The sequence below is a fragment of the Mycobacterium sp. genome (assembly GCF_040509115.1).
Lineage (GTDB): Bacteria > Actinomycetota > Actinomycetes > Mycobacteriales > Mycobacteriaceae > Mycobacterium.
Window position 1 is genome coordinate 1 of the sequence record NZ_JBEVLO010000318.1, and the last position, 20,065, is coordinate 20,065.

Genomic DNA, 20,065 nt, shown 5'->3' on the forward strand with positions numbered 1-20,065 from the left:
AGTTTGGCGGTGAGAACGGCGGCGGCGAACCGTTGCTGCCGGCACCGGTATTGCCGCCGTTGTTGCCACCACCGCCATTGCCGCCTGCGTTGCCGCCTCCGTTGTTGCCGCCGGTGTTGCCGCCCCCACTACCGCCATTGTCGTTGCCGCCGTTGTTGTTACCGCCGTTGTTGCCACCGTTCCCAGGGGGCGGCGCGACATCAGGGGTCTGAGCCGAGCCGATTGCCGGTTGGTGACTCGCGATGTCCCTGATCTCCGGGGCGTAGTAGTTCTTCATCACGTCGCGCGCAAAATTATTGAAATACTGCTTGACGGTATCGGTTTCGCTCGGAAACTTCGACAGGCAGTCCTGGTAGGTCTGCCACTGATCGAGGATGTTGTGCTTGTTGGTCGACATCGTCTGTGAGTAGTACTCACTCAACACGCCGAGCGACAGCGCACCCTTGCGGAACTCATCGGGGACGTCGTAGGACTTGAGGATGTTGGCCATCGCCGCGTCGTGCGTCTTGCCCTTCCATCCGCCGTCGCTCTCCAGGGTGTCGAATCGATCCCGCAGGTCCCCCATGCCCTTGACGATCTGCTGGGCGACGTCACGCAGCGTGTCGTTGTAACCGGGGGCGATGTTCTCCGAGACAGGGGTCATGCGGCTGTGGATGGTCTCGTAGTCCATGCCGTCGAAGTTCTCCAAAACCACTGGGGTGGCTTCGACTTTGGCGCCGTTCGCGTCCAGCTCCCCGAGGGTGGCGTCCGGCTTGTTGTTGCCGCCGCCGTGACGCGGATCACCATTGTTGTCCTTGATCTTGCCATCGACGTGGTTGCGCTTGTATTCGTCGAATGACCCTGAAGCCGGAGGTGGCGGGGGAGGTGCCGGTGGCGCTGGCGGATCTTTGTAGCCGTTCGCGTAGTCGGCGGGCGTGGGCTTCCAGCCCGCGGGGGCCACGAAGCCGGGATCTCCCGGCGCCTTTCCTGGGTCCCAGTAATACTTGTCAGTGCCAGGCCACTTGTGGCCGTTCTGCGGGTGAGTTGCAGGCATGATGATTCCAATCCGAAAGATAGCGAGAAAGATTCACGTTTGACCGCTTGTTCATCTATCTACGTGAGGCGCTCGAGGGCTCCGGCTTCTCATGGCATCTCCTGGTTGGTCTCGTCGGGAAACGGGTCTCGATGGAATGGTCGGCGCCAACTCCTGCCTCGGCCGCCGGGGCCTGGCTGGCCTAGCCCGACTGGATCAGCCGCTTGCCGGCTTCTGTGACCGTGTCGGCGAATGCGTCGAGGTACTTGGTGTAGTCGTTGATGACCCGCTTCAACTCGCTGCACCCGTGTTCGAGGTTGCTCTTGGTCTGCGCCGCCGACTGAAAACCTCCCGGCGGGCCGTACGCGGGCAGCGCGTTGACCTTCTTGAGCTGGTCGTTGAGGAGATCACGGAAGTCGTGCACCGCCTTGATGTACGCATCCCGCACCTCCGTCGTGAGTTTGAGATCCGCATCCCCCTTCGCAGCACTGTCCTTGAGGCCGTTCATGCTGTCGACCCAGTTGTTCGCCAACGGTTTTCCCCTCTTCGATCGAGTGTGGACGACGGATTGCAGAGCCGGGGCCGCCGGTCCAGATGGGACCCCGGCTCTGCAAGACCGATCAGAACGACGCCGCGTTTGCCCTGTCGAGTGATTGCATCGCGTCCTGCTGATCCTGAGCCTGCTTCTGGGTGTTGACGGTCGTGTTCACCGCTTCGTCCAGCATCCCGTCGATCTTCTGGTGCGCGGCACTGAGTGCGGCGGCGCCCTCGCCCTCGTACACACTCATCAGCGTCGTGAAGATCGAGTTGATGTCCTGGCGCACTTCCTGGATGTTGTTGAGCATCCCGTTGATGTCGGTGAGCGACCCGGCGTTCGCACCGAAGTTGTAAAGAATGTTGTCTGCCATGGCTTTTCTCCCTAGTCCTTAGCCGTTGTCCATGTTGGCGACGGCTCGGAGGTGCTCCGAGCCCTTCTCGACCGTGTGATCGAGCGACTTGATGATGTCGTCGAACTCCTCGCGCTGAGCCTGCGAGGTCTGCTGGTAGGTCGAGGCACTGCTGCCCTGCCAGTTCGCCGACAGCATCTGCTCCTGTGCGTCGCTGATTTCGTTCAGCTTCTGCACGGCCTGCGCGCGAGCCTCTTGAATCTGCTGGATCTTCGCCTCGGCTTCGGCCGGGGTGAGTGAAACTGTCATGTGAGGATCATTTCCTTCCTGGTGATCAGCGAAATCTCTTGCCTTTAGCGGTGTTTCTCACTGGGGTGTTGCTACCCGCCCTCCCATCTCTCGGTGGAGAGTTGGGCGAGCTGGCTCATCGCCTGACCGAATACCTGGTCAGAGCCCGGCTTGAGCGTCGACCACAGCTGCCCGGAGGGCGAGACACTGGGGACGGCGATCACGCGGCCGCGTGCGGTGTACATGACTGCGACGGCCGCCGGCACTCGCACGATCCGGTCCTCGCCGTCGACCAAGGCGCTATACACGATCTCGCCGAACGCCTGTCGCGAGCCCAGCGCCGCCCCCAGCAGCGCGGCGGCGCGTTGCTGGACGCCGAGCGCCCGGATCCGATCCGCCAGAACGAGCGGGTCGTGACTTTCGGAGAGGGCATCGGTGATATCCGACAGTGGTGCGCCGACGGGATCGATCGCCGCCGGGTGGGCGGATGGCATGTCGCCGAGAAGCGCTGCGGCTACCTCGGATAGCGCAATGTTGACACCGAGCACCCTGACGTCGAGCTGCTCGCCAACGCGCCGGGCCATCACACACAACGGGCCGCGCCGGACGACGCTGGAGCGCCCAATCCCTGCCGGGGTCACCAAGCGCATGACGAGCTCGCGGTCCGGCCGTTGCAACGCATGAAGCACCGTGACGAGCTCGGGCTCGACCAATCCGTCGATGATGACGCCGCGGCGGGATAGGGCATTCACGGCTTCGCTCAGGGCGGCATCCCGGACGTCCAACGTGGCATGACGTGGCCGCAACCCCAGCACCGCGGGCGACCCGGGCCCGGACGTCCGCAACGCCAGCGCAGCCAGCTCGTCGGCCGTGAAGGACCACTCCTGGTTCAGCACTCCGGTCATGCGTCCGTCTCCCCTCCGCGTCCGATGACTGCGGGCGAGACCCAGTGATCCGACACCTGTTCCAAGGTGGAATCCGGCGGGTCGGCGTACGACGGCGCGTCCGGTTCGGACGGGACGGCCAAGCCGTCGAAGGCCGAGCTCGTCGGACCCCAGCTCACGTTCGACACCAGCAGGGGGGCGTCGCTCTTCGCCGTCGCGGGCAGCCAGTTCGTGCCGCTGTCCGCAAGCCCCGCCCCTGGCTCACCGCCACCCGCCAGTGCGTCGGTGCCGAGCGCCGATTCGTGCTCGCGGGCGTTGTCGCTGCGGCCCGTTCCGGCCGCCATCGGGCCGTACCCGCCCATGCCGCCCATCCCCGATCCGGCTCCGGCCGACGTACTGCTGACCGCGGTGCCTGCGGACGGACGCTTCGCCTCGTCGTTGGACTTGACCTGCGCCACTCTGAACGCCCCGAGCGGGGCGGGGGGCACGGCTACCGCACCGCCGCCCCCTGCCCCGGCCCCACCGTGACCTGAGTCCTCGCCTGCCGCCTGCGCCTCGCGCTCCGCGGCCCGCGCCGATCCGTTGCTGACGTCGGGAGGGGGCGGCTGATCCCACGGCTCGGCCAAACCAGAACACGAGTCCTCGTACTGCTGCATCACGGCGGCGGCGTTGGCCTGGTCGACGTCGGCCGCCTCGTCGAACTCGGCGAACTGCCCGTTGAGGATCGCTCCGTTGTAGGCCGCCAGGGACGCCATCACGTCACGGGTCGTCTGCGCCTCCACGGCCTCCGACACGGTCGGCATGGCCAGGATGGCGACGCTGTGGGCCACGGCCGCCTCTTCGGCGCGCTGCCCGTTGCCCGCCGCGCTGAGACTCATTGCCCGCAGCCATTGTCCGAAGTCCTGGATCCGGCGGACCACCGCGTCGGCCGAGCCGCTCTCGAACGCGCCGGCCACCTGGTCGGCGAGCTTCTGGTAGTCCTCGGACACCGCGGCCAATTCGTTGGCGACCCGCACCCAGCTGGCTCCGGCTTGACCGGCGGGAGTGGGGCCGGGCCCCTCGGTCAGGTCGCGGGCTAGCTGCTCGGTGCTGCGCGATTCCCACGCGACGTTGGTGAATCCCATGTCCTGACCTCCTCTCTACGGCTGCGGGTTGGTGACGGGTGCGGCGGTGGACCAGCTGGTGGGCGGTCAGACGGTGAAGCCGTCGTCGAGGTTCGCGACGTCGTCGGCCTGCGAACGCAGAGTGGCAGCCGTCTCGCGCATCTCGGTGACGCCCTGTTCCATGGACTTGCCGTAGACGTCGTGAACGCCGTTGAGGGTGTTCGCAACCCGCTGCGAGACCTCGTCACGCGCGCCCGCCGTGACCGTCAGATTGGGGTTCTCGGTCTGCATCAACTGCTCCACGCGGGCGGCCAGCGCGTCCAGTTGGGCCGACGCCTCGGCGACCTCCGTCGGCCGCATCCGCAGAATCTCGTTGTCCACCATCGTTGCGCTCCTATCTGATTCGCAGTCCAACATCGGGACTGTCCAGTGGGTCCTTCTCACCGATCACCGGTGGGGCGACACTGCCGAGATCACCGACGATCTCGCCGCCCTGGTCCGAGGTATGCAGGAAGTCCGCGGCGTTGTGTCCGCCGCCAATCCCGGCCTTGCCCTGGTGGCCCATCGGGGCCCCCGCCCCTCCCCCCATCGGCGCCCCGGCGCCTGCCGCTGCGACGCCGGCCTTGGCCGACGTCGCCTCCACCGCAGTGGTGGTCTCGGCTGCCGCGGGTAGCGCGGCACCAAGCGGGCGGGTGGCCGGCGCCGTGGCGGCAGCCGACAGTCCGCCGCGAAATGCGCCAGCGCCACCGGATGCGCCGCCACCACTGCTGCTGGCGCCGCCACTGCCGTCGCCGCCTCTCGCCGCGGCGGCCGACGGCGCGCCCGGCTCGCTGGTCGGGGCGTTCGCGCCCGACGCAGCGCTCGACGCAGAACCGATCGCCTGCACCACCGGTGACACGGCCGAGGTGGCCAGCTGCATCAGCGGACTCAACCCCTGCACGCCCCCCGCACCGAGAGCAGGCACGGCGGTGACGTCCACGGGCGCACCGGCTGTCGTCACCGCGGCAGCTTGCGCTGCCAGGGTGCCCTGGGTCTCCGCCATGACCTCGCCTGCGGAGGTGACCGCCTCCGTCGCTGCGGCAATCGCCGCAGCGATTCCCCACGGGAAGATGATGCTCGGCCCGATGGCGGCGATCTTGGCCCAGAACAAGTTGATGATCTCGATGAGTCGCGCCTGTGCGTCCTGCACCGCAGCGGTCGCCGTGGCGAGGCTCGAGCGCAGCGCCGCCGCCTGGTCGGCCACCTTGCTTCCATCCGACAACGCGGACTGGGTGGTGGCCTGTGCCGCCGTGCTTGCCTCGCCCTGCCAGTCGTCCCCCAGACCCAAAAGCGCCTGCTGTACTTGGCTTCCCGCGGACTCCAGCGCCTGGTTGATCCCGTCGAACGACTGCGTCGGGTCCGGTTGGCCCAGTTGACCCGAGCCAAGGCTGCCGAGCGCGTCGGTGACCGGTTGGATCATCTGCGACGGATCGAACCCACCGCCGCCGCCGCCCGGCGAGTCTGCGCCGGAGTGCGACGGCTGCTGCGACTGTGCCGGGTTGGCCGCTGTCGCAGGGTTGGCCGCTGTCGCTGGGTTGGCCGCTGCCGCAGGGTTGGCAGGCGCTCCGTTCGGCGCGAGACCCAGCCGCGACAGGATGTCGCGCACCGGTTCGTTCAAGTAGCCGTCCAGATTGGCGTGCGCTGCGTCGAGGCCCCCGGATGGCTCCGAGCTGGCCGCCGCCGGGGCAGGACGAACCGACTCGGCGTCGACCCGTGGTGAGTACTGGTGCGTCGTCGATGCCATCGGGGTCGCTCCGTCACCCGTTGTCGGTGGCGACGAACGAGGCCTTCGCAGCCTCCGTCGCCGCCGCGATCGCGCCGTGCAGCTCGGCGACCGCCATGGTTGCGGCAAAGTTGTTCGCCTGCGCCGGTCCGTACGCCGCAAGGTAATTGGCACCGACCGGCCCCAGTGCTGCCGTGGCAGATGCCAGATTTGCGGCGTTGTCTGCCGAGCCTGCCGCGGCCACCGCCTGCGCGGCGGCCGCATTGGCGGCCGAAAACGCCTCTAACCCTGGGGGAACGACCGAAAACGCCATCTGACTTCCTCTCGGGAATGCCCAGCGAACGAGCAACGTCGGGAATGTTCTACGGAATTAGGAACGGACGGTGGCTCGGATCCATTCGCTCGGGACGCCGAATCCGCGATCAGAGCCGCCATCGCACCCGCAATGAACGTTCACGACGATTCCCGCGTTTGACATCGTGACGGCGACACCGCGACGTGGTGGACCGGCACGTAAGGAGATGTGGACTCCCATGAGTGGTGACAGCCGTGCTGCCCAGCAGGTCTTTGACGCCGGGGTACTGTCCCTGGGCATTCCGATCGACGGGCTCGAGATCGAACGTGACCCGCAGTACGCGGCGTCGGCGTTTCGGCGGGCCACTGAGTACGACCCCGGCATGTGCGACGCGTGGCTTGGCCGGGCAGCCGCGGGCGAGAACACCGCCGAGGTGCTTCACCACCTGAGCGTCACCGCGCAGAACCTCGGACGCGAGCAGCGTCGGCTGGGTCTGGCCCCGCGCTCCCTGCTGGGTCGCTTCGAAACCGGGCTGTACCTCGACTACCCGCTCAGCTCCCTGGCCGAGATCCGAGTCGCGTACGCGGCCAGCCTGATTCAGGGTAGGGACTACGGAGCTGCTGAACAGATCCTCGACGAACTCGCGGCAAGCGGCGGCTCGGCCGCGGACCCGTCGACCGAACAGATCCAGGCGTACGTTCGCGGCGTCCTGCACTTCACCACCCAGCGCTGGCCGGACGTGCTGACCGCGCTCGCCGACTCGGCGTCCTACGCCGACGAATACATCGCGGCCGGGTGCCACCTCATGGTGGGTTCGGCCTGCGCCCAGATGGGCCTGTTCGGCGAAGGCATCCGCCGGCTGGATCAGGCGATCGGTGGCCCCATCCCGGCGGCGCGGCGTGCTGCGGAGTTTTGCAAGGGCCTCACCCTTCGCGAGATGGGGAACGAGCCCGACGCACGGCAGATCTTCGAGCGGATCTACAGCGAGGAGCCCGGTTTCGCCGCGAACTACGCGGCCCTCCAGGACCCCAAGTTTCGGCTGGTGATCACCACCAAGGAAGCCATCGACTCGCGCCGGGACAAGTGGGATCCCGCAAGCGCGCCGACGCATGCGGACGTCGACGCCGAAGAACACGCCGAACGCAGCAACCAGCACCTGCGCGCCGCGCAGGAGGAGCTCGACCGTCAGGTCGGGCTCACCGACGTGAAACTGCAGGTGGCCAAGCTGCGGTCAGGTGTCACGCTGGCGAAGTTGCGCCGGGACAAGGGACTCAGCACGGCGTCGAGCAGCCTGCACCTGGCCTTCACCGGCCCGCCCGGTACCGGTAAGACGACCATCGCGCGGGTTGTCGCCCAAACCTATTGTGGCCTGGGTCTTCTGGAGACGCTCAAGGTCGTCGAGGCCAAACGCCAGGACTTCGTCGGCCAGCACCTCGGCAGCACGGCGATCAAGACGACCGAGCTGATCGACTCCGCGATGGGTGGGGTGCTCTTCATCGACGAGGCATACACCTTGATTCAGACCGGCCTGTCCGGCGGCGACGCGTTCGGCAAGGAAGCGGTCGACACCCTGCTGGCCCGCATGGAGAACGACCGCGACCGACTGGTCGTCATCATCGCCGGCTACGACTCCGAGATCGACCGCTTCCTGGGTGCCAACGAGGGGCTGTCGTCCCGGTTCACCAAGCGAATCCGCTTCCCGTCCTACACGCCAAGTGAATTGGGCGACATTGGGCGTCTGATCGCCAGTTCACGCGATTCCGAGCTGACATCGGAGGCCTACGACGAATTGGTCACGGTGTGCGCCGAACTCTGCTCGGGACAATCCGCGGACGCGGACGGCAAGATGAGGCAGAACATCGACCTCGCAGGCAACGGCCGGTTCGTCCGCAACGTGATCGAGGCAGCGGAGGAGGAACGTGCGTTCCGGCTGACCGAGAGCTACGGCGCGGGGCTCGACGAAATCGACGAGACCGCGCTGGTCCGCATCGAGTCCAGTGACCTGAAGGGCGCCCTGAGCAACATCATGCAGACGCTCAACCTGCAATAGCGATGCGAGCCCGTTCGACAGCACGAAAGAGGAGACTTCGGTGACCGACCACGACGAGATCGACGGATCGGAGGGTGCCGAGGAGTCGGTGTCCCGGTTCAACACCAGCTTCACCGCCGGAAACCTCGGCTCGCCCGCCCCATCGCCGAGAGATGCCCCTTCGGCCCGCGAACTGGGACTGACGCGTTCGGCGCGGGCCCCTCAACGCAGTGGTTGGCGCAAGGCACTGACCCGCGTCACGGGCGGAGCCGTGAACCCCGGGGTCGCCCGCGACGATAGCGTGGGGCCGGTCCGCCCCGCACGCCTGCACCACGGGATTTGCAGCATCGCCGTGCTTTCCATGAAGGGCGGGGTGGGGAAGACGACGACCACCGTCGGCCTCGGTTCGACGATCGCCACCATGCGCGGCGACCGGGTGATCGCCGTCGATGCCAATCCCGACCTCGGCACCCTTGCCCAACGCGGACCCGACCAGGTTCGGTCGACGGTCCGAGACCTGTTGGCCGACGACGGAATTGCTCGCTACTCCGACGTCCGCCGGCACACGTCGCAAAGCGCGAGCCGGCTGGAGTTTCTGGGTTCGGCCCGCGATCCCGCCGTGTCGGAGGCGTTCTCCGAAACCGATTACCTCAACGTCCACGGGGTTCTCGACCGCTACTACAACGTCGTATTGACCGACTGCGGAACGGGTTTGACCCACTCGGCGATCCAGGGCGTACTGAACGCCGCAAGCGCGCTGGTGGTGGTTGCCTCCCCAGCGATCGACTCGGCCCGCAGCGCGCTGGCCACCCTTGATTGGCTCGAACACCACGGGTTCGGCTACCTTGCGGCCCACACCAGCGTCGTCGTCAACACGCCCTGGGCCGGGGACACGTCCGTCGACGTCTCGCAACTGACCAGGTACTTCCACGGCCGGGTCGAGAACGTCTTCGTCATCCCCTATGACGATCACCTGGCCGAGGGGGGCGAGATCCGACTCGATCGGCTAAACCGCAAGACCCGATCCGCCTACACGGCCCTCGCCTCGGCCATGCCGTCGGCGTTCCACCACGGGCGCCACACCGACGACATCCTCCGTCGGGTGCGCCGCGCTGTCTGACCTCGTTCCGTCGTTCGTCCTGCGCCCACCAAAGCCGTTCTGCGCGTAATTAGTACGCGCCGGATGACGTCGCGGCGGAACCGGGCGTCTGTCCGTCCCGATGGTCGGGCCGGTTCGCCTGGTTGACGCCGGGCAGGCCAGGGTCATCGGCGTCGGCTCCACCGGCCTGCTTGCCGCCGCGCTCCGTCGATGCCGGGGCCACCGACGTCACGTACTGTGCGTACCTGGCCTCCATGTCGGCCCACCCATCCTCATCACCGTGGACCGTGCCCGCGGCGGTGGCCTGGCCGTGGCCGACGGCATCCGCCTCGCCCGCGCCGGAGTATTGCTCGGGCCAGTAGGAGCCGTACTGTTCGGCATAGTCCCGATAGGCCTGCACGTATTGGGCGTACGCCGCGTAGTCGTTCTCGGGCGCGGACGGCGTCGCCACCGATTCCCGGGGCTCCAGCAGCAAGGCCGACACTGCCACCACCACCTGCAACGCCACCAGGACGTCGACGACGACCAGGACCCAGGTCGCCCCTCCTGTCGTGACCGTGGTGGTCACCGCATCGGCGAACGCGGTGGCCGCCACGGCCACCACGAGCCACCCCCGTGCTCCCTGCCCTGGCAGCAGGCCGACGATGGCGACGGCAGCCGCGAGCACGCTGAGGGGGATCGCGAGCCCGAGCGGGGCCACCGCAGCCAGACCCACCCCCCACGCGGCCAGACCGAAGGCTCCGGCCGCCGCCCAGAGCGCTTGTCCGACACGTGGATTCGCGCGTCGAGCCGGACCCTCCGAGGGGGGCCAACCATCGGTCTCGTCGAATGCGGCTTCGTTGAACGAGCCGGCGTCTCGGCGGCCACGCTCGTAACCGTCCTGGCCGTACCCGTCAGCTTCCTGGCTCATCGCTGCTCCTGCCTGCTCGGCCAGCCCCAGGCGGGCTGGTCGTGCTCGTCGGTCCATCCACGTTCGTCCACCCGGTCCTCCGGGTCCTCCGTGCCCTCCGGGTCCTCCGGGTCCTCCCGGCCCTCCGGGTCCTCCATGTCGAACGACGATCCGATGTAACGCATCTCGTCGTCGCTCGCCACCATCGTCACCGTCGCGGAACTCGTCCGGGTCGTCACCAGCACCTCGTCACGGTCCTGGTCGAGCAGCTGCAAGCGAACGTCTGCCGCCGTCGACGGCGGGCTGTGGGTGGGACTGACCACGATCGCCGTCACCCCCATCCGCACCGGCTGCTCGGGTTCGCCGTCGTACATCTCCACCGAGTAGTCCCGACGCGAACCGGCCTCGATGGCGCCGCGGTCCGTACCGGTCGCCTGGAGCTGGCTCGCGTCACCTACCTCCTCGACCATCGCGCGCCAAGCGCCGGTGCGCCGGGTATGCACGCGAACGCGCGCGCCCAGCGCGAGGGACCGCAACACCACCTGCTGCGCGAGGTGCAGCGTGCCGTGCACCTCGACCCGTGTCACGCGCGGCCCGAACAGGGACAGGGCCACCGCGCGTCCGCGTTCGTCGGCGCCGACGACCTGACCGCATCCCGAGGCAGGCAGCTCGAGACCAGCCAGCGCCTGCGCACCCTCGTCGCCATTGCGTACCGTCATCCACTCTCCGACAGGCCGTCTCGGCGACGGCATGGGCAGGGCACAGACGAGCGCATCGAACTGACGTCCCGAGAGCCGGCGCAATCCGGGGTGAACCGGCTGGCCGCGGCCGAAGGAATCCAGGCGCACGATGCCGCGGAGCTCGACCGCGTCGCGGTGCTCGGCGCGGCGAAACGACAGCGTCACCGTTGTCGAGCGGCTGGGCAGCGTCCACAGCGAGCCGAGGCCCTCGGACGTGCACGCCGCGGGCGCGATCCCGTAGCTGCGCAGTCGGAAACGACCGCTGTGACAGGCCGCCCAGGTCTCATCCAACGACTCGAGGGTGAGCCCACTGCAGAGCTCGGTGACCGCGTGAACCATGTCCGCGGCGGTCGTGACGCTGGCCTGCAGACCGGCATCGCGCAGCCTGTTGGTCACGCGACGCGTCGCGACGGCCGCGGTCCGCATCGCCGCGTCCCAATCGCCGCCGCGAGCCCGGATGGCTTCGGGGCAGCGGGCCGGATCGATCCTGACGGTGACCCACACCGAACGATGGGCGATCGCCGGCAGCGGCCCCAGGACGGCGTCGTACACGGCGGCGACGTGGCCGTCACCAGCCGAACGGGCACCCTGACTGATCACGTCGATTGACTCCAGGGCGATGTCGAACTGCCGCAGACAGTCGACGAGGACCCCGACGGGCACCGTCTCACCCGACACCGCCACCCCCGGTTCCAGCACGGTGAGCGCCTGCGGGGTCTCCTCTACGCGGATCATCGACGTCAAAACCCTGCCGTCCCAGGAGAAGCCGATCTGCTCGCCCCCGGGCTGCTCGTGGTCGAACGGAGCCCAGCCTTCCGCCCGTCGGCGCCGACCGCCCTGGGGTCGGTGGCGCCGCCTGCGGTCCCGCCAGAAGTCGAATCGGGCCATCCCCCACCGCGGCAACGACTTCCCGCCGAGCGGCACCACGAGGACTAGCCCGACGGCGAACCCGCACGCCGCACCCCACCATCCGGGTTCGTGCAGCAGCAGCGCGACCGCGATGCCCACGCACCCGACCGCCTGCACCAGGAGCAGATCCGTCAGCGGCACCACGCGCTCGACGAAGAGCGGCGCGGGAGCTCCAGCGCGACCGTTGCGCGCTGCGAACGTCACGGAAGCCGGTCGCGCCGAGGTTCTGGCCGACGGTCGGGCCCGCCTCCTGCGTCGACGCGTGCTCGTCATGCTCAACGGGGGGTTCTCCGTCCAGGTGGGTGCTCCACGTTCAGCCGGGGCGAACGCTTTCACCGCGGATTCAGTTTCTCTACTAGTAGGACGCTCCCGACGCGGCAATCCTTCGGGAGACCACGAACGGAGGAAGACACCCATGCCTGCACAGGTCACCACGCGAGCTCAGGTGAATGGATACCGCTTCCTCCTGCGACGGCTACAGCACGCGCTGATCCGGGCCGATTCACGGATGATCCACGACCCGATGCGTGGCCAGATGCGGGCCCTGCTCACCGGGGTGGCCGTTGCCGTCCTCGTTGCCGGCGCCGCGGGCGTCCTCGCCTTCTTCAAGCCCGTGCCCAACTTCGGCAACTCGACCATCATGCTGAGCGACACCGATGGCGCCCTCTACGTCCGGATCGGCGACCGGCTGCATCCCGCGCTCAACTTGGCCTCGGCTCGGTTGGCCGCCGGAAGGAACGAAACCCCGGGCCGGGTGGACCGCAAGTTCCTGGACACCGTGGCCCGCGGGCCCGCGGTGGGGATCATCGGCGCCCCCAGCGCGATCCATGCAGGCGAGGACATGAGCACCTCGGCGTGGACGGTCTGTGATTCGACGGTGACGCCGCCCGTCACGGCGTCCCACGGCGCGACCTCCCTGGAGACGACAGTCCTGGCCAGCGACCCCGCGCTCGGCCCGGACGTGTCGCCGGCGACGACCGAGCAGGCCCTGCTGGTGCGGTCCGGGGGCGGTACGTACCTGCTGTACGACGGGGTCCGCGCCGCGATCGACCCGACCGATCCCGTGCTCACCGCCGCCCTTCGCCTCGACGGCGCACAACCAAGGGAGGTCTCGGTCGGGCTGCTGAACGCCTTCCCCCTCGTCGCGCCCATCCGGCCGATCCGGATCGACGGGGTCGGTGCCGCCACGTCCTACCTACCCGCCGACTTCCCGGTGGGTTCCCTGGCGCGCACCACGGACTCGCGGGGCGATCAGCTCTACGTCGTCCTGCCCGAGGGTCTCCAACCTGTCTCCGCCGAGACCGCCGACATCATCCGCTACGGCAATCCGGAGTCCGCGGCCGCTCGCGAGCCGGCCGCCATCTCACCGGCCCGGCTCGGTCAGCTTCCGGTCGTGCACGTGCTGGGCGTCGACGACTACCCTGCGACCGCGCTGAATCTGGCGACCGCCGAAGCCGCCCCCGTGGTGTGCATGTCCTGGGAGCGCCGCGTGGGCGACGCCTCGGCCTCGACCAGGGTCCTGCTCGGCAACCGGCTGCCGCTGCCCAGGGACGCCCAGCCGGTGCAGCTGGCCAGCGCCGACGGCGCCGGACCCGGCCTGGACGCGGTGTATCTCAAGCCGGGCACCGGTGCGTACGTACAGGCCGCGAATCCAGGGTCGGGCCCGGCGCTCGGCGACCTGTTCTACGTCAGCGACCTGGGCCTGCGCTATCCGGTCAAGGATGAGGCCACCGCGGCGATTCTCGGGCTGGCCGGGGTTCGCGAGTCCCGCGACGTCCCCGAACACGCCATGCCGGCACCCTGGCCCATCCTCTCGCTGCTCCCGCCAGGACCTCGGCTGTCGCAGGAGGCGGCGCTGATTGCCCACGACGGGATGGCCGCCGATCCCGAGGGACTACCGGCCGGGACCGCGGCCGGCGGTTCGAACGTGTCGCCTGCGGGCGCGGTGTCGCGCCCCTAGGTCGGCGGGTCCGTCACAACGGGGTCGTCACAACCGCAGCCCCCGGAAGAACGCGTAGACACCGACGATCCAGCAGGCCAGCGGCACGACCACGCCGACGGCGAGGTATTCACCGAGCTCGGTCATGCGTCGCATCACCGGGGAGAACTCGACCTTGGGCGCCACCAGGCCGCAGGCTGCCGCAATCGTGGTCACGGCGATCAACGCCAGGGCGACGTGGACCCGCCATTCGGGCAGGAAGACCGCGATCTTGCCGACGACCAGCAGCGCGGTGAGCAAACCGCCCCCGATCAGCGTGGCCGCCTGAACCAGGTCGTGGTGGCTTCTCCCCCGCAGGCACAGGACCGTCGCAACGGCGATCCCGAAGGCCGCACCCTGCCAGTGGAAGCCGCCGTCGACGTCATTGGCCAGGTATGCCCCGACGACGGCGGCGACCGCGGCCGCGGCCACCACTCCGGTCAGGTAGTCCGACGCCTGACCGACACGTCGGGTCATCCCCTCCTCGGTGGGAACGATCCGGCTGATCGCGCGTAGCGCGTGCACCCCGTCGACCGCGGTCCCACCCTGGATCTCGATGTCGTCGAGCGGCTCGCCTGCCGTCGGGACGCGAGGCACCGGCAGTCGCGACGCCATGATGGTGATGCTCGGCGCCAGGTACACGACGACGACCGCCACAGTGGCCAGGATCGCGCCGATCGTGCGGGGTGCCGGATCGGTGGTCAGCTGAGCCAATGAGGCCGGAATGCCGAACGCCGCCAGCGCGATGATTCCGCTGAACAGGGCGCGGCCGGTGCCGGTGAGCAGCAGGAGGAGCAGCGCGGTCAGCGCCGTCACGCTCAGCGCCACGGGCAGGGCGGCGATGCCCTGGGTGTCGGGCAGGACGTAGAGCAGACCGCCGAACAACAGCGTCAACGCCGCCACGACCGGGCCCATCGCGCGCGCGGAATCCTCCCCGGCCTGCCGGGCCGCCACGCACGCGAACACCGCGCCTGCGGCGCCTACGAGGACGAGGACGAGCGCCGCCACGGGGACGTCGAACACCCTGGGTGCCGCCGCGAGCGTGGGCAGGACCAGTGTCGCGGCAAGCGCGAGGACCGCGCTGATCGCATACCAGCCCGTCGCGGGCAGCCGGAGCGGCGAGCTGGCGGCGGCACGCCGTTCGGGCTCGCCGCCGGACCCCGTCAGCTCGTCGGCCAGAATCGACGGGGAGGGGTCACCGGCCTGCCGGATCAGCAGGACGTCGCCGTCGAACACCTCCGCCTCGGCCAGCGTCCGGCGAGGGTCGATGACGGCCCCGCCGAGACGTGCGAACGTCCAATGCCCCTCAGCGTCACCGACGTCACCGAGGTTGGCCATGTCGACCACCTCGCCCGCCAACACGGAGACGCTCACCGTGGTGGGCAGGCCGACGTCGATGAGGTGGGTGCCGACGACGACGGTCACCCGGCTCAGCTGATGGTCCTCTTCCGACTCGCCGTCGAGTGTGGACAACGTGGGCGGCAGGGTCATGGTTCGGCGACCTCCATGCAGTTCGCGGTTGACGGCATCCCTCGTCAGGTCGAACGTGCCCGACGTTTATTTCGTTCTCCATGACGGGCCTTGGCGCGGATTGGCCGTCCACGACGCGCGTCCAGATCGAACGTCCAGATCGAAGGTCCAGATTGGAGGAGGTGCGATGACCAGGCAGGGCTTCGTCCGTCGATTGCGGCTATCACCGCCGCGCATGCCGGGCGGGGAGGTGAGTCTGCAGTCGCCCCCCGAGGTACCGCGGGTCATCCCCGGAAACCTCTTCATGAAGTTGATGCCGATCATCATGCTCGTCGCCGTGATCGGGATGATCGCGCTGGTGGTCACCGTGGGCGGCCGCAACATCACCCGCAACCCCATGTTCCTGCTGTTCCCCATGATGATGATCATGTCGATGGCAGGCATGTTCATGGGCGGCGGCAAGGCGGGCAAGGCTGCCGCCGAGCTCAACGAGGAGCGCAAGGACTTCTTCAGCTATCTGGCCGGGTTGCGCGACGACGCCGAGCAGACGGGCGCCGGGCAGCGGGCGGCTCTGCAATGGAGCCACCCCGACCCGCGGACGCTCGTCGATCTGGCAGGCACGCGCCGCATGTGGGAGCGCCGCCCCACCGACAACGACTTCTGCCACGTGCGCGTCGGACTGGGCACCCATCGTCTGGCCACCCGTCTGCTGGCCCCGGAGACCGGGCCGCCCGAAGACCTGGAACCGGTGTCCACCGTGGCGCTGCGACGCTTCGTCGCCACGCACTCGGTGGTCCACGCCCTGCCGACGGCGGTGTCGCTGCGGGCGTTCCCGACGATCAGCTTCGACGGCGACCGCGCGCAGATCCGGCAGCTGGTGCGGGCGATGGTCTTGGAGCTGTGCACGTTTCACGGTCCCGACCACCTGCAGGTCGCCGTGGTCACGTCGAATCCCGACAATGCGAACTGGAAGTGGGTGAAGTGGCTGGCGCAGGCCCAGCACGAGACGCTGCGTGACGGTTGCGGCACGATGCGGCTGCTCTACCCGACGCTCGAACTGCTCGAGAGCGCACTGGAGTCCGACCTCGCCGACCGCGGTCGCTTCAACCGCAACTCCCAACTCGCCGACGGCAAGCGGCATTTGGTGGTCGTGATCGATGACGGGTACGTCACGGGCGACGAGCGGTTGATCACCGACGCCGGTTTGGACAGCGTCACCGTGCTCGACCTCAATGGTCCCCGCGAGGGGTCCGGGTCACGCCGCGGCCTGCAGCTCGTCGTCGACGGCGACGACGTCGGAGCGCGGACGGCCGCAGGCGTCGAACACTTCGCCAAGGCCGACGATCTCAGCCTGGCCGAGGCCGAGGCGACGGCACGCACGTTCAGCCGGTTCCGACCGGGCGGCGCGGCGCACATCGTCAATCTCGAGGCCAACGCCCGGGCCACCGACCCCGGTCTGATGGCGTTGCTGAAGATCCCCGACGCCGCCGAGATCATCCCGGAGGAAGTCTGGCGGCCCTCCTCGCCGCGCAAACGGCTGCGGGTTCCGGTGGGCATCACCCCGTCGGGTCAGCCCCTCGAACTGGACATCAAGGAGTCCGCCGAGGGTGGGATGGGACCGCATGGCCTGTGCATCGGCGCGACGGGTTCTGGCAAGTCGGAGTTCCTGCGGACCTTGGTCCTGGCCATGGTCACGTCGCACTCCCCGGAGGCGCTCAACCTCATCCTGGTGGACTTCAAGGGCGGCGCGACCTTCCTGGGTCTGGACGGCCTCCCGCACATCGCGGCCATCATCACCAACCTCGAAGACGAGCTGACGATGGTCGACCGCATGCGTGACGCGCTGGCCGGTGAGATGAACCGTCGCCAGGAACTGCTGCGGTCGGCGGGCAACTTCGCCAACGTCGGCGACTACAACCGTGCGCGGGCCGCAGGCGCGGCGCTGGAGCCACTGCCCGCGTTGTTCATCGTCGTGGACGAATTCTCCGAGTTGCTTTCTCAGAAGCCGGACTTCGCCGAGCTGTTCGTGATGATCGGGCGGCTCGGGCGAAGCCTGCACATCCACCTGCTGCTCGCCTCGCAGCGGCTGGAGGAGGGCAAGCTGCGCGGGCTGGACTCGCACCTGTCCTACCGGATCGGCCTCAAGACGTTCTCGGCCGGCGAATCCCGCAGTGTGCTTGGCGTTCCGGACGCCTACCACCTGCCAAGCGTCCCCGGCTCGGGCTTTCTGAAGTGCGACGCCAACGAGCCCATGCGGTTCAATGCCTCCTACGTCTCCGGCGCCTACTCCAAGCCCCGCCTCTCGTCGACGAACGGCCGGCCGTCGACGCTTGGCAACCGGGCGCCCAAGCTGTTCACCGCGACGCCGGTGGAACGGGATCCCGATCCCGTCGTGGCACCGGAGACCGGGCTGGAGGAACCCGAGGAAGAGTCGTCGACGGCGTCCTCGACGCGGACGACGCTGCTCGACGTCGTGGTCGGCCGGCTGCACGGGCACGGCAGGCCCGCCCACGAGGTGTGGCTGCCGCCGCTGGAGGCCAGCCCCGCCGTGAACGGCCTACTCCCCGACTCCGACTGGAGCGATCCACGAAACGTCAACGGGCGCTTGCTAATTCCTGTCGGCGTCGTGGACAGGCCCTATGACCAGCGTCGGGACGTCATGGTCCTCGACCTGGCCGGGGCGAAGGGAAACGTGGCCATCGTGGGCGGCCCCCAGTCGGGCAAGTCCACGGCATTGCGCAGCCTCATCATGGCCGCCGCCGCAACCCACACCCCTGAGCAGATCCAGTTCTACTGCCTGGACTTCGGCGGCGGCACGCTGGGCAGCCTGACCAACCTGCCGCACGTCGGCAGCGTGGCGGGCCGGATGGACTCGGACCGCATCCGTCGCACCGTCGCCGAGGTGACCGGGATCCTGCGGGCACGCGAGGAGCGGTTCCGCGAACTGGGAATCGAATCGATGCGCGACTTCCGGCAGCGCAAGGCCACCCTGGCGGCGATGCACCCGGCGGAGGCTGCCCGAGATCCCTTGAGCGCCGACCACTTTGGCGACGTGGTGCTGGTCGTCGACGGGTGGGCCACCATCAAGAGCGACTTCGATCTGCTCGAACCGGCTCTGCAGGCACTCGCCATCCAGGGGCTGTCCTACGGCGTCCACCTCGCGATCACGGCGAGTCGCTGGATGGAGATTCGGCCGGCCGTGAAGGACATGATGGGCACCCGCGTGGAGCTGCGCATGGGCGATCCGATGGACAGCGACGTCGGCCGCAAGTTCGCCGAGTTGGTTCCCGTCGGGCGGCCCGGACGCGGGATGAGCGCGGAGCGGCTGCACATCCTGATCGGCCTGCCAAGGCTGGACTCCTCGTCGGACGTCGAGGACCTCCCCGCCGGAGTGGCCGCGGCGTGTGCGTCGGTACGGACGCTCTACGGCGACCGGGAGGCCCCCCGGGTGCGCATGCTCCCGCACGACGTCGACCCCGACGTGGTCACCTCGACCGCGCGCGACGCCGGCGCCTTGGGCAGGAGCAAGGTGGCGATCGGCGTCAGCGAATCGGAGCTCGCGCCCGTCGTCCTGGATTTCGACATTCAGCCCCACCTCGTCGTGTTCGGGGATTCCGAGTGCGGTAAGACCGGGCTGCTGCGCAACATCGCGGCGGGCTTGACGGCGGGTTCGACGCCGGACGAGTGCAGGATCGTCGTCGTCGACTTCCGGCGCACGCTCCTCGGTGCGGTGGAGGGCGCCTACCTGAGCGCATACGCGACCGCCGCGCAATCCTGTGGCGACGCCATGACAGAGCTCGCGGCGACGCTCAAGGAGCGGCTACCACCCAGCGACGTCACCCAGCAGCAGCTGCGGGACAGGTCATGGTGGCAGGGCCCCGACGTGTACGTCCTGATCGACGACTACGACCTGATCCCCGGTGGGTCGATGAACCATCCGCTGGGTCCGCTGGTCGAGTACCTGCCTCAGGCTCGCGACGTCGGCCTGCGGGTGATCATCGCCCGCCGCATCGGTGGCGCCGGGCGCGCGATCATGGACCCCATCCTCGGGCGTCTGAAGGACTTGTCGTGCCACGGCCTGGTGATGAGCGGGACCAAGGACGAGGGCGCACTGTTCGGCTACCGACCCCAACCCATGCCACCCGGGCGGGGCATGCTGATGTCGCGATCGGTGAACTCCGACGTCATTCAACTGTCGCGGATGCCCGACCTGTGACCGAAACAGAGGTGTTGCCAGACAATCTCGGGTCGACGGGTCCCCAGACGGTCTCACCGGTGCCCGACCTCGTACGGGTTGCGGTCATCGGGCAGCACCGGCAGATCGACCTGTTCCTTCCCCTGGACGTCCCCATCGCGTTGCTCGTGCCCGAGGTCGTTCCCCTCTTCGACGACGCCACCGGGGCCGAGGACCGCCCCAAGGACGTGGTGTGGGCACTGGTCGGAGCCGAGTCCGGAGCATCTCTGGAAACCGACGGGACCCTGCGCGATGCCGGGGTGGCTCAGGACGACGTCCTGTATCTGCGGGGCCGACACACCTTCGCCGCCCCCACCCTGTACGACGATGTGGTCGACGCCGCGGCTCACCTGAACCAGTCGGGGCATCCCGGTTGGGATCCGGCGGCCGCCCGCCGCATCGCCTACCTGGGAATTGGCCTCGCCGCGGCCGCCTGGGTCTACCTCGTACTGGTCGATGCGTCGAGCCCGCGGCGAGCCGCGCTGC

The 20,065-nt window shown here is 68.7% G+C and carries 16 protein-coding genes and 1 pseudogene; 5 read left to right on the top strand and 12 right to left on the bottom strand.

The annotated features are described in order from the left end of the window. The 9 genes and pseudogenes from ABW137_RS22395 to ABW137_RS22435 form a co-directional block, all read right to left on the bottom strand. Window positions 1-1,033, bottom strand: a pseudogene (locus ABW137_RS22395) (hypothetical protein); the annotation flags it as partial. Between the two features lie 181 nt (window positions 1,034-1,214). Further along, window positions 1,215-1,544, bottom strand: coding sequence for a hypothetical protein (locus ABW137_RS22400; RefSeq protein ID WP_526403643.1), 330 nt, complete (start codon window positions 1,542-1,544; stop codon window positions 1,215-1,217). 88 nt (window positions 1,545-1,632) lie between these two features. Continuing rightward, a complete protein-coding gene (locus ABW137_RS22405) occupies window positions 1,633-1,920 on the bottom strand; it encodes a hypothetical protein (protein WP_526403644.1) in 288 nt (95 codons plus the stop codon). A gap of 18 nt (window positions 1,921-1,938) precedes the next feature. Further along, entirely contained in the window at window positions 1,939-2,208 is a 270-nt protein-coding gene (locus ABW137_RS22410) for a WXG100 family type VII secretion target (RefSeq protein WP_526403645.1), read from the bottom strand. A 71-nt stretch (window positions 2,209-2,279) separates the two neighbouring features. Further along, window positions 2,280-3,092, bottom strand: a complete 813-nt coding sequence (locus ABW137_RS22415; protein WP_526403646.1) for an ESX secretion-associated protein EspG — start codon at window positions 3,090-3,092, stop codon at window positions 2,280-2,282. Next, window positions 3,089-4,195, bottom strand: a complete 1,107-nt coding sequence (locus ABW137_RS22420) for a PPE domain-containing protein (protein ID WP_526403647.1) — start codon at window positions 4,193-4,195, stop codon at window positions 3,089-3,091. The genes ABW137_RS22415 and ABW137_RS22420 overlap by 4 nt, the downstream gene beginning before the upstream one ends. 66 nt (window positions 4,196-4,261) lie before the next feature. Next, on the bottom strand, window positions 4,262-4,558 hold the full coding sequence (locus tag ABW137_RS22425; RefSeq protein ID WP_526403648.1) for a PE domain-containing protein: 297 nt from the start codon (window positions 4,556-4,558) through the stop codon (window positions 4,262-4,264). A gap of 10 nt (window positions 4,559-4,568) precedes the next feature. Next, entirely contained in the window at window positions 4,569-5,957 is a 1,389-nt protein-coding gene (locus ABW137_RS22430; protein WP_526403649.1) for a WXG100 family type VII secretion target, read from the bottom strand. Between the two features lie 13 nt (window positions 5,958-5,970). Continuing rightward, window positions 5,971-6,249 carry a hypothetical protein gene (locus tag ABW137_RS22435; RefSeq protein WP_526403650.1) on the bottom strand — a complete coding sequence of 93 codons (279 nt, stop codon included), beginning with the start codon at window positions 6,247-6,249 and terminating at the stop codon, window positions 5,971-5,973. 220 nt (window positions 6,250-6,469) lie between these two features. Here ABW137_RS22435 and eccA point away from each other — a divergent pair, with 220 nt between their 5' ends. Next, on the top strand, window positions 6,470-8,281 hold the full coding sequence (gene eccA / locus ABW137_RS22440) for a type VII secretion AAA-ATPase EccA (RefSeq protein ID WP_526403651.1): 1,812 nt from the start codon (window positions 6,470-6,472) through the stop codon (window positions 8,279-8,281). A gap of 40 nt (window positions 8,282-8,321) precedes the next feature. Next, entirely contained in the window at window positions 8,322-9,380 is a 1,059-nt protein-coding gene (locus ABW137_RS22445) for a MinD/ParA family ATP-binding protein (protein WP_526403652.1), read from the top strand. Window positions 9,381-9,429: 49 nt separating this feature from the next. On the opposite strand, the gene ABW137_RS22450 is transcribed toward ABW137_RS22445, so the two are convergent. Together ABW137_RS22450 and eccE are read right to left on the bottom strand one after the other, a co-directional pair. Then, the gene (locus ABW137_RS22450; RefSeq protein WP_526403653.1) at window positions 9,430-10,269 is read right to left on the bottom strand and encodes a DUF5336 domain-containing protein; all 840 of its coding nucleotides are present in this window, start codon (window positions 10,267-10,269) and stop codon (window positions 9,430-9,432) included. After that, complete coding sequence (eccE, locus tag ABW137_RS22455; protein WP_526403654.1) at window positions 10,266-12,101, bottom strand: type VII secretion protein EccE; 1,836 nt, start codon at window positions 12,099-12,101, stop codon at window positions 10,266-10,268. The genes ABW137_RS22450 and eccE overlap by 4 nt, the downstream gene beginning before the upstream one ends. 211 nt (window positions 12,102-12,312) lie before the next feature. Here eccE and eccB point away from each other — a divergent pair, with 211 nt between their 5' ends. Then, window positions 12,313-13,857: a type VII secretion protein EccB gene (gene eccB / locus ABW137_RS22460; RefSeq protein ID WP_526403655.1), complete on the top strand. Its 1,545-nt coding sequence runs from the start codon at window positions 12,313-12,315 to the stop codon at window positions 13,855-13,857. Between the two features lie 27 nt (window positions 13,858-13,884). Here the strand turns inward: eccB and eccD are convergent, their stop codons facing one another. Continuing rightward, the gene (gene eccD / locus ABW137_RS22465) at window positions 13,885-15,366 is read right to left on the bottom strand and encodes a type VII secretion integral membrane protein EccD (RefSeq protein ID WP_526403656.1); all 1,482 of its coding nucleotides are present in this window, start codon (window positions 15,364-15,366) and stop codon (window positions 13,885-13,887) included. 166 nt (window positions 15,367-15,532) lie between these two features. Here eccD and eccCa point away from each other — a divergent pair, with 166 nt between their 5' ends. Both eccCa and ABW137_RS22475 read left to right on the top strand, forming a co-directional pair. After that, the gene (eccCa, locus tag ABW137_RS22470) at window positions 15,533-19,561 is read left to right on the top strand and encodes a type VII secretion protein EccCa (RefSeq protein ID WP_526403657.1); all 4,029 of its coding nucleotides are present in this window, start codon (window positions 15,533-15,535) and stop codon (window positions 19,559-19,561) included. After that, window positions 19,558-20,065 (top strand): EsaB/YukD family protein (locus ABW137_RS22475; RefSeq protein ID WP_526403658.1); only part of this gene is annotated, 508 nt, incomplete at its 3' end. The genes eccCa and ABW137_RS22475, both read left to right, overlap by 4 nt.

Coding starts and splice junctions, on each gene's coding strand:
- ABW137_RS22425 (WP_526403648.1), bottom strand. CDS start 4,558: ATGGTGGACAACGAGATTCTGCGGATGCGGCCGACGGAGGTCGCCGAG.
- ABW137_RS22435 (WP_526403650.1), bottom strand. CDS start 6,249: ATGGCGTTTTCGGTCGTTCCCCCAGGGTTAGAGGCGTTTTCGGCCGCC.
- ABW137_RS22410 (WP_526403645.1), bottom strand. CDS start 2,208: ATGACAGTTTCACTCACCCCGGCCGAAGCCGAGGCGAAGATCCAGCAG.
- ABW137_RS22450 (WP_526403653.1), bottom strand. CDS start 10,269: ATGAGCCAGGAAGCTGACGGGTACGGCCAGGACGGTTACGAGCGTGGC.
- ABW137_RS22430 (WP_526403649.1), bottom strand. CDS start 5,957: ATGGCATCGACGACGCACCAGTACTCACCACGGGTCGACGCCGAGTCG.
- ABW137_RS22405 (WP_526403644.1), bottom strand. CDS start 1,920: ATGGCAGACAACATTCTTTACAACTTCGGTGCGAACGCCGGGTCGCTC.
- eccCa (WP_526403657.1), top strand. CDS start 15,533: ATGACCAGGCAGGGCTTCGTCCGTCGATTGCGGCTATCACCGCCGCGC.
- ABW137_RS22420 (WP_526403647.1), bottom strand. CDS start 4,195: ATGGGATTCACCAACGTCGCGTGGGAATCGCGCAGCACCGAGCAGCTA.
- eccD (WP_526403656.1), bottom strand. CDS start 15,366: ATGACCCTGCCGCCCACGTTGTCCACACTCGACGGCGAGTCGGAAGAG.
- eccA (WP_526403651.1), top strand. CDS start 6,470: ATGAGTGGTGACAGCCGTGCTGCCCAGCAGGTCTTTGACGCCGGGGTA.
- eccB (WP_526403655.1), top strand. CDS start 12,313: ATGCCTGCACAGGTCACCACGCGAGCTCAGGTGAATGGATACCGCTTC.
- ABW137_RS22415 (WP_526403646.1), bottom strand. CDS start 3,092: ATGACCGGAGTGCTGAACCAGGAGTGGTCCTTCACGGCCGACGAGCTG.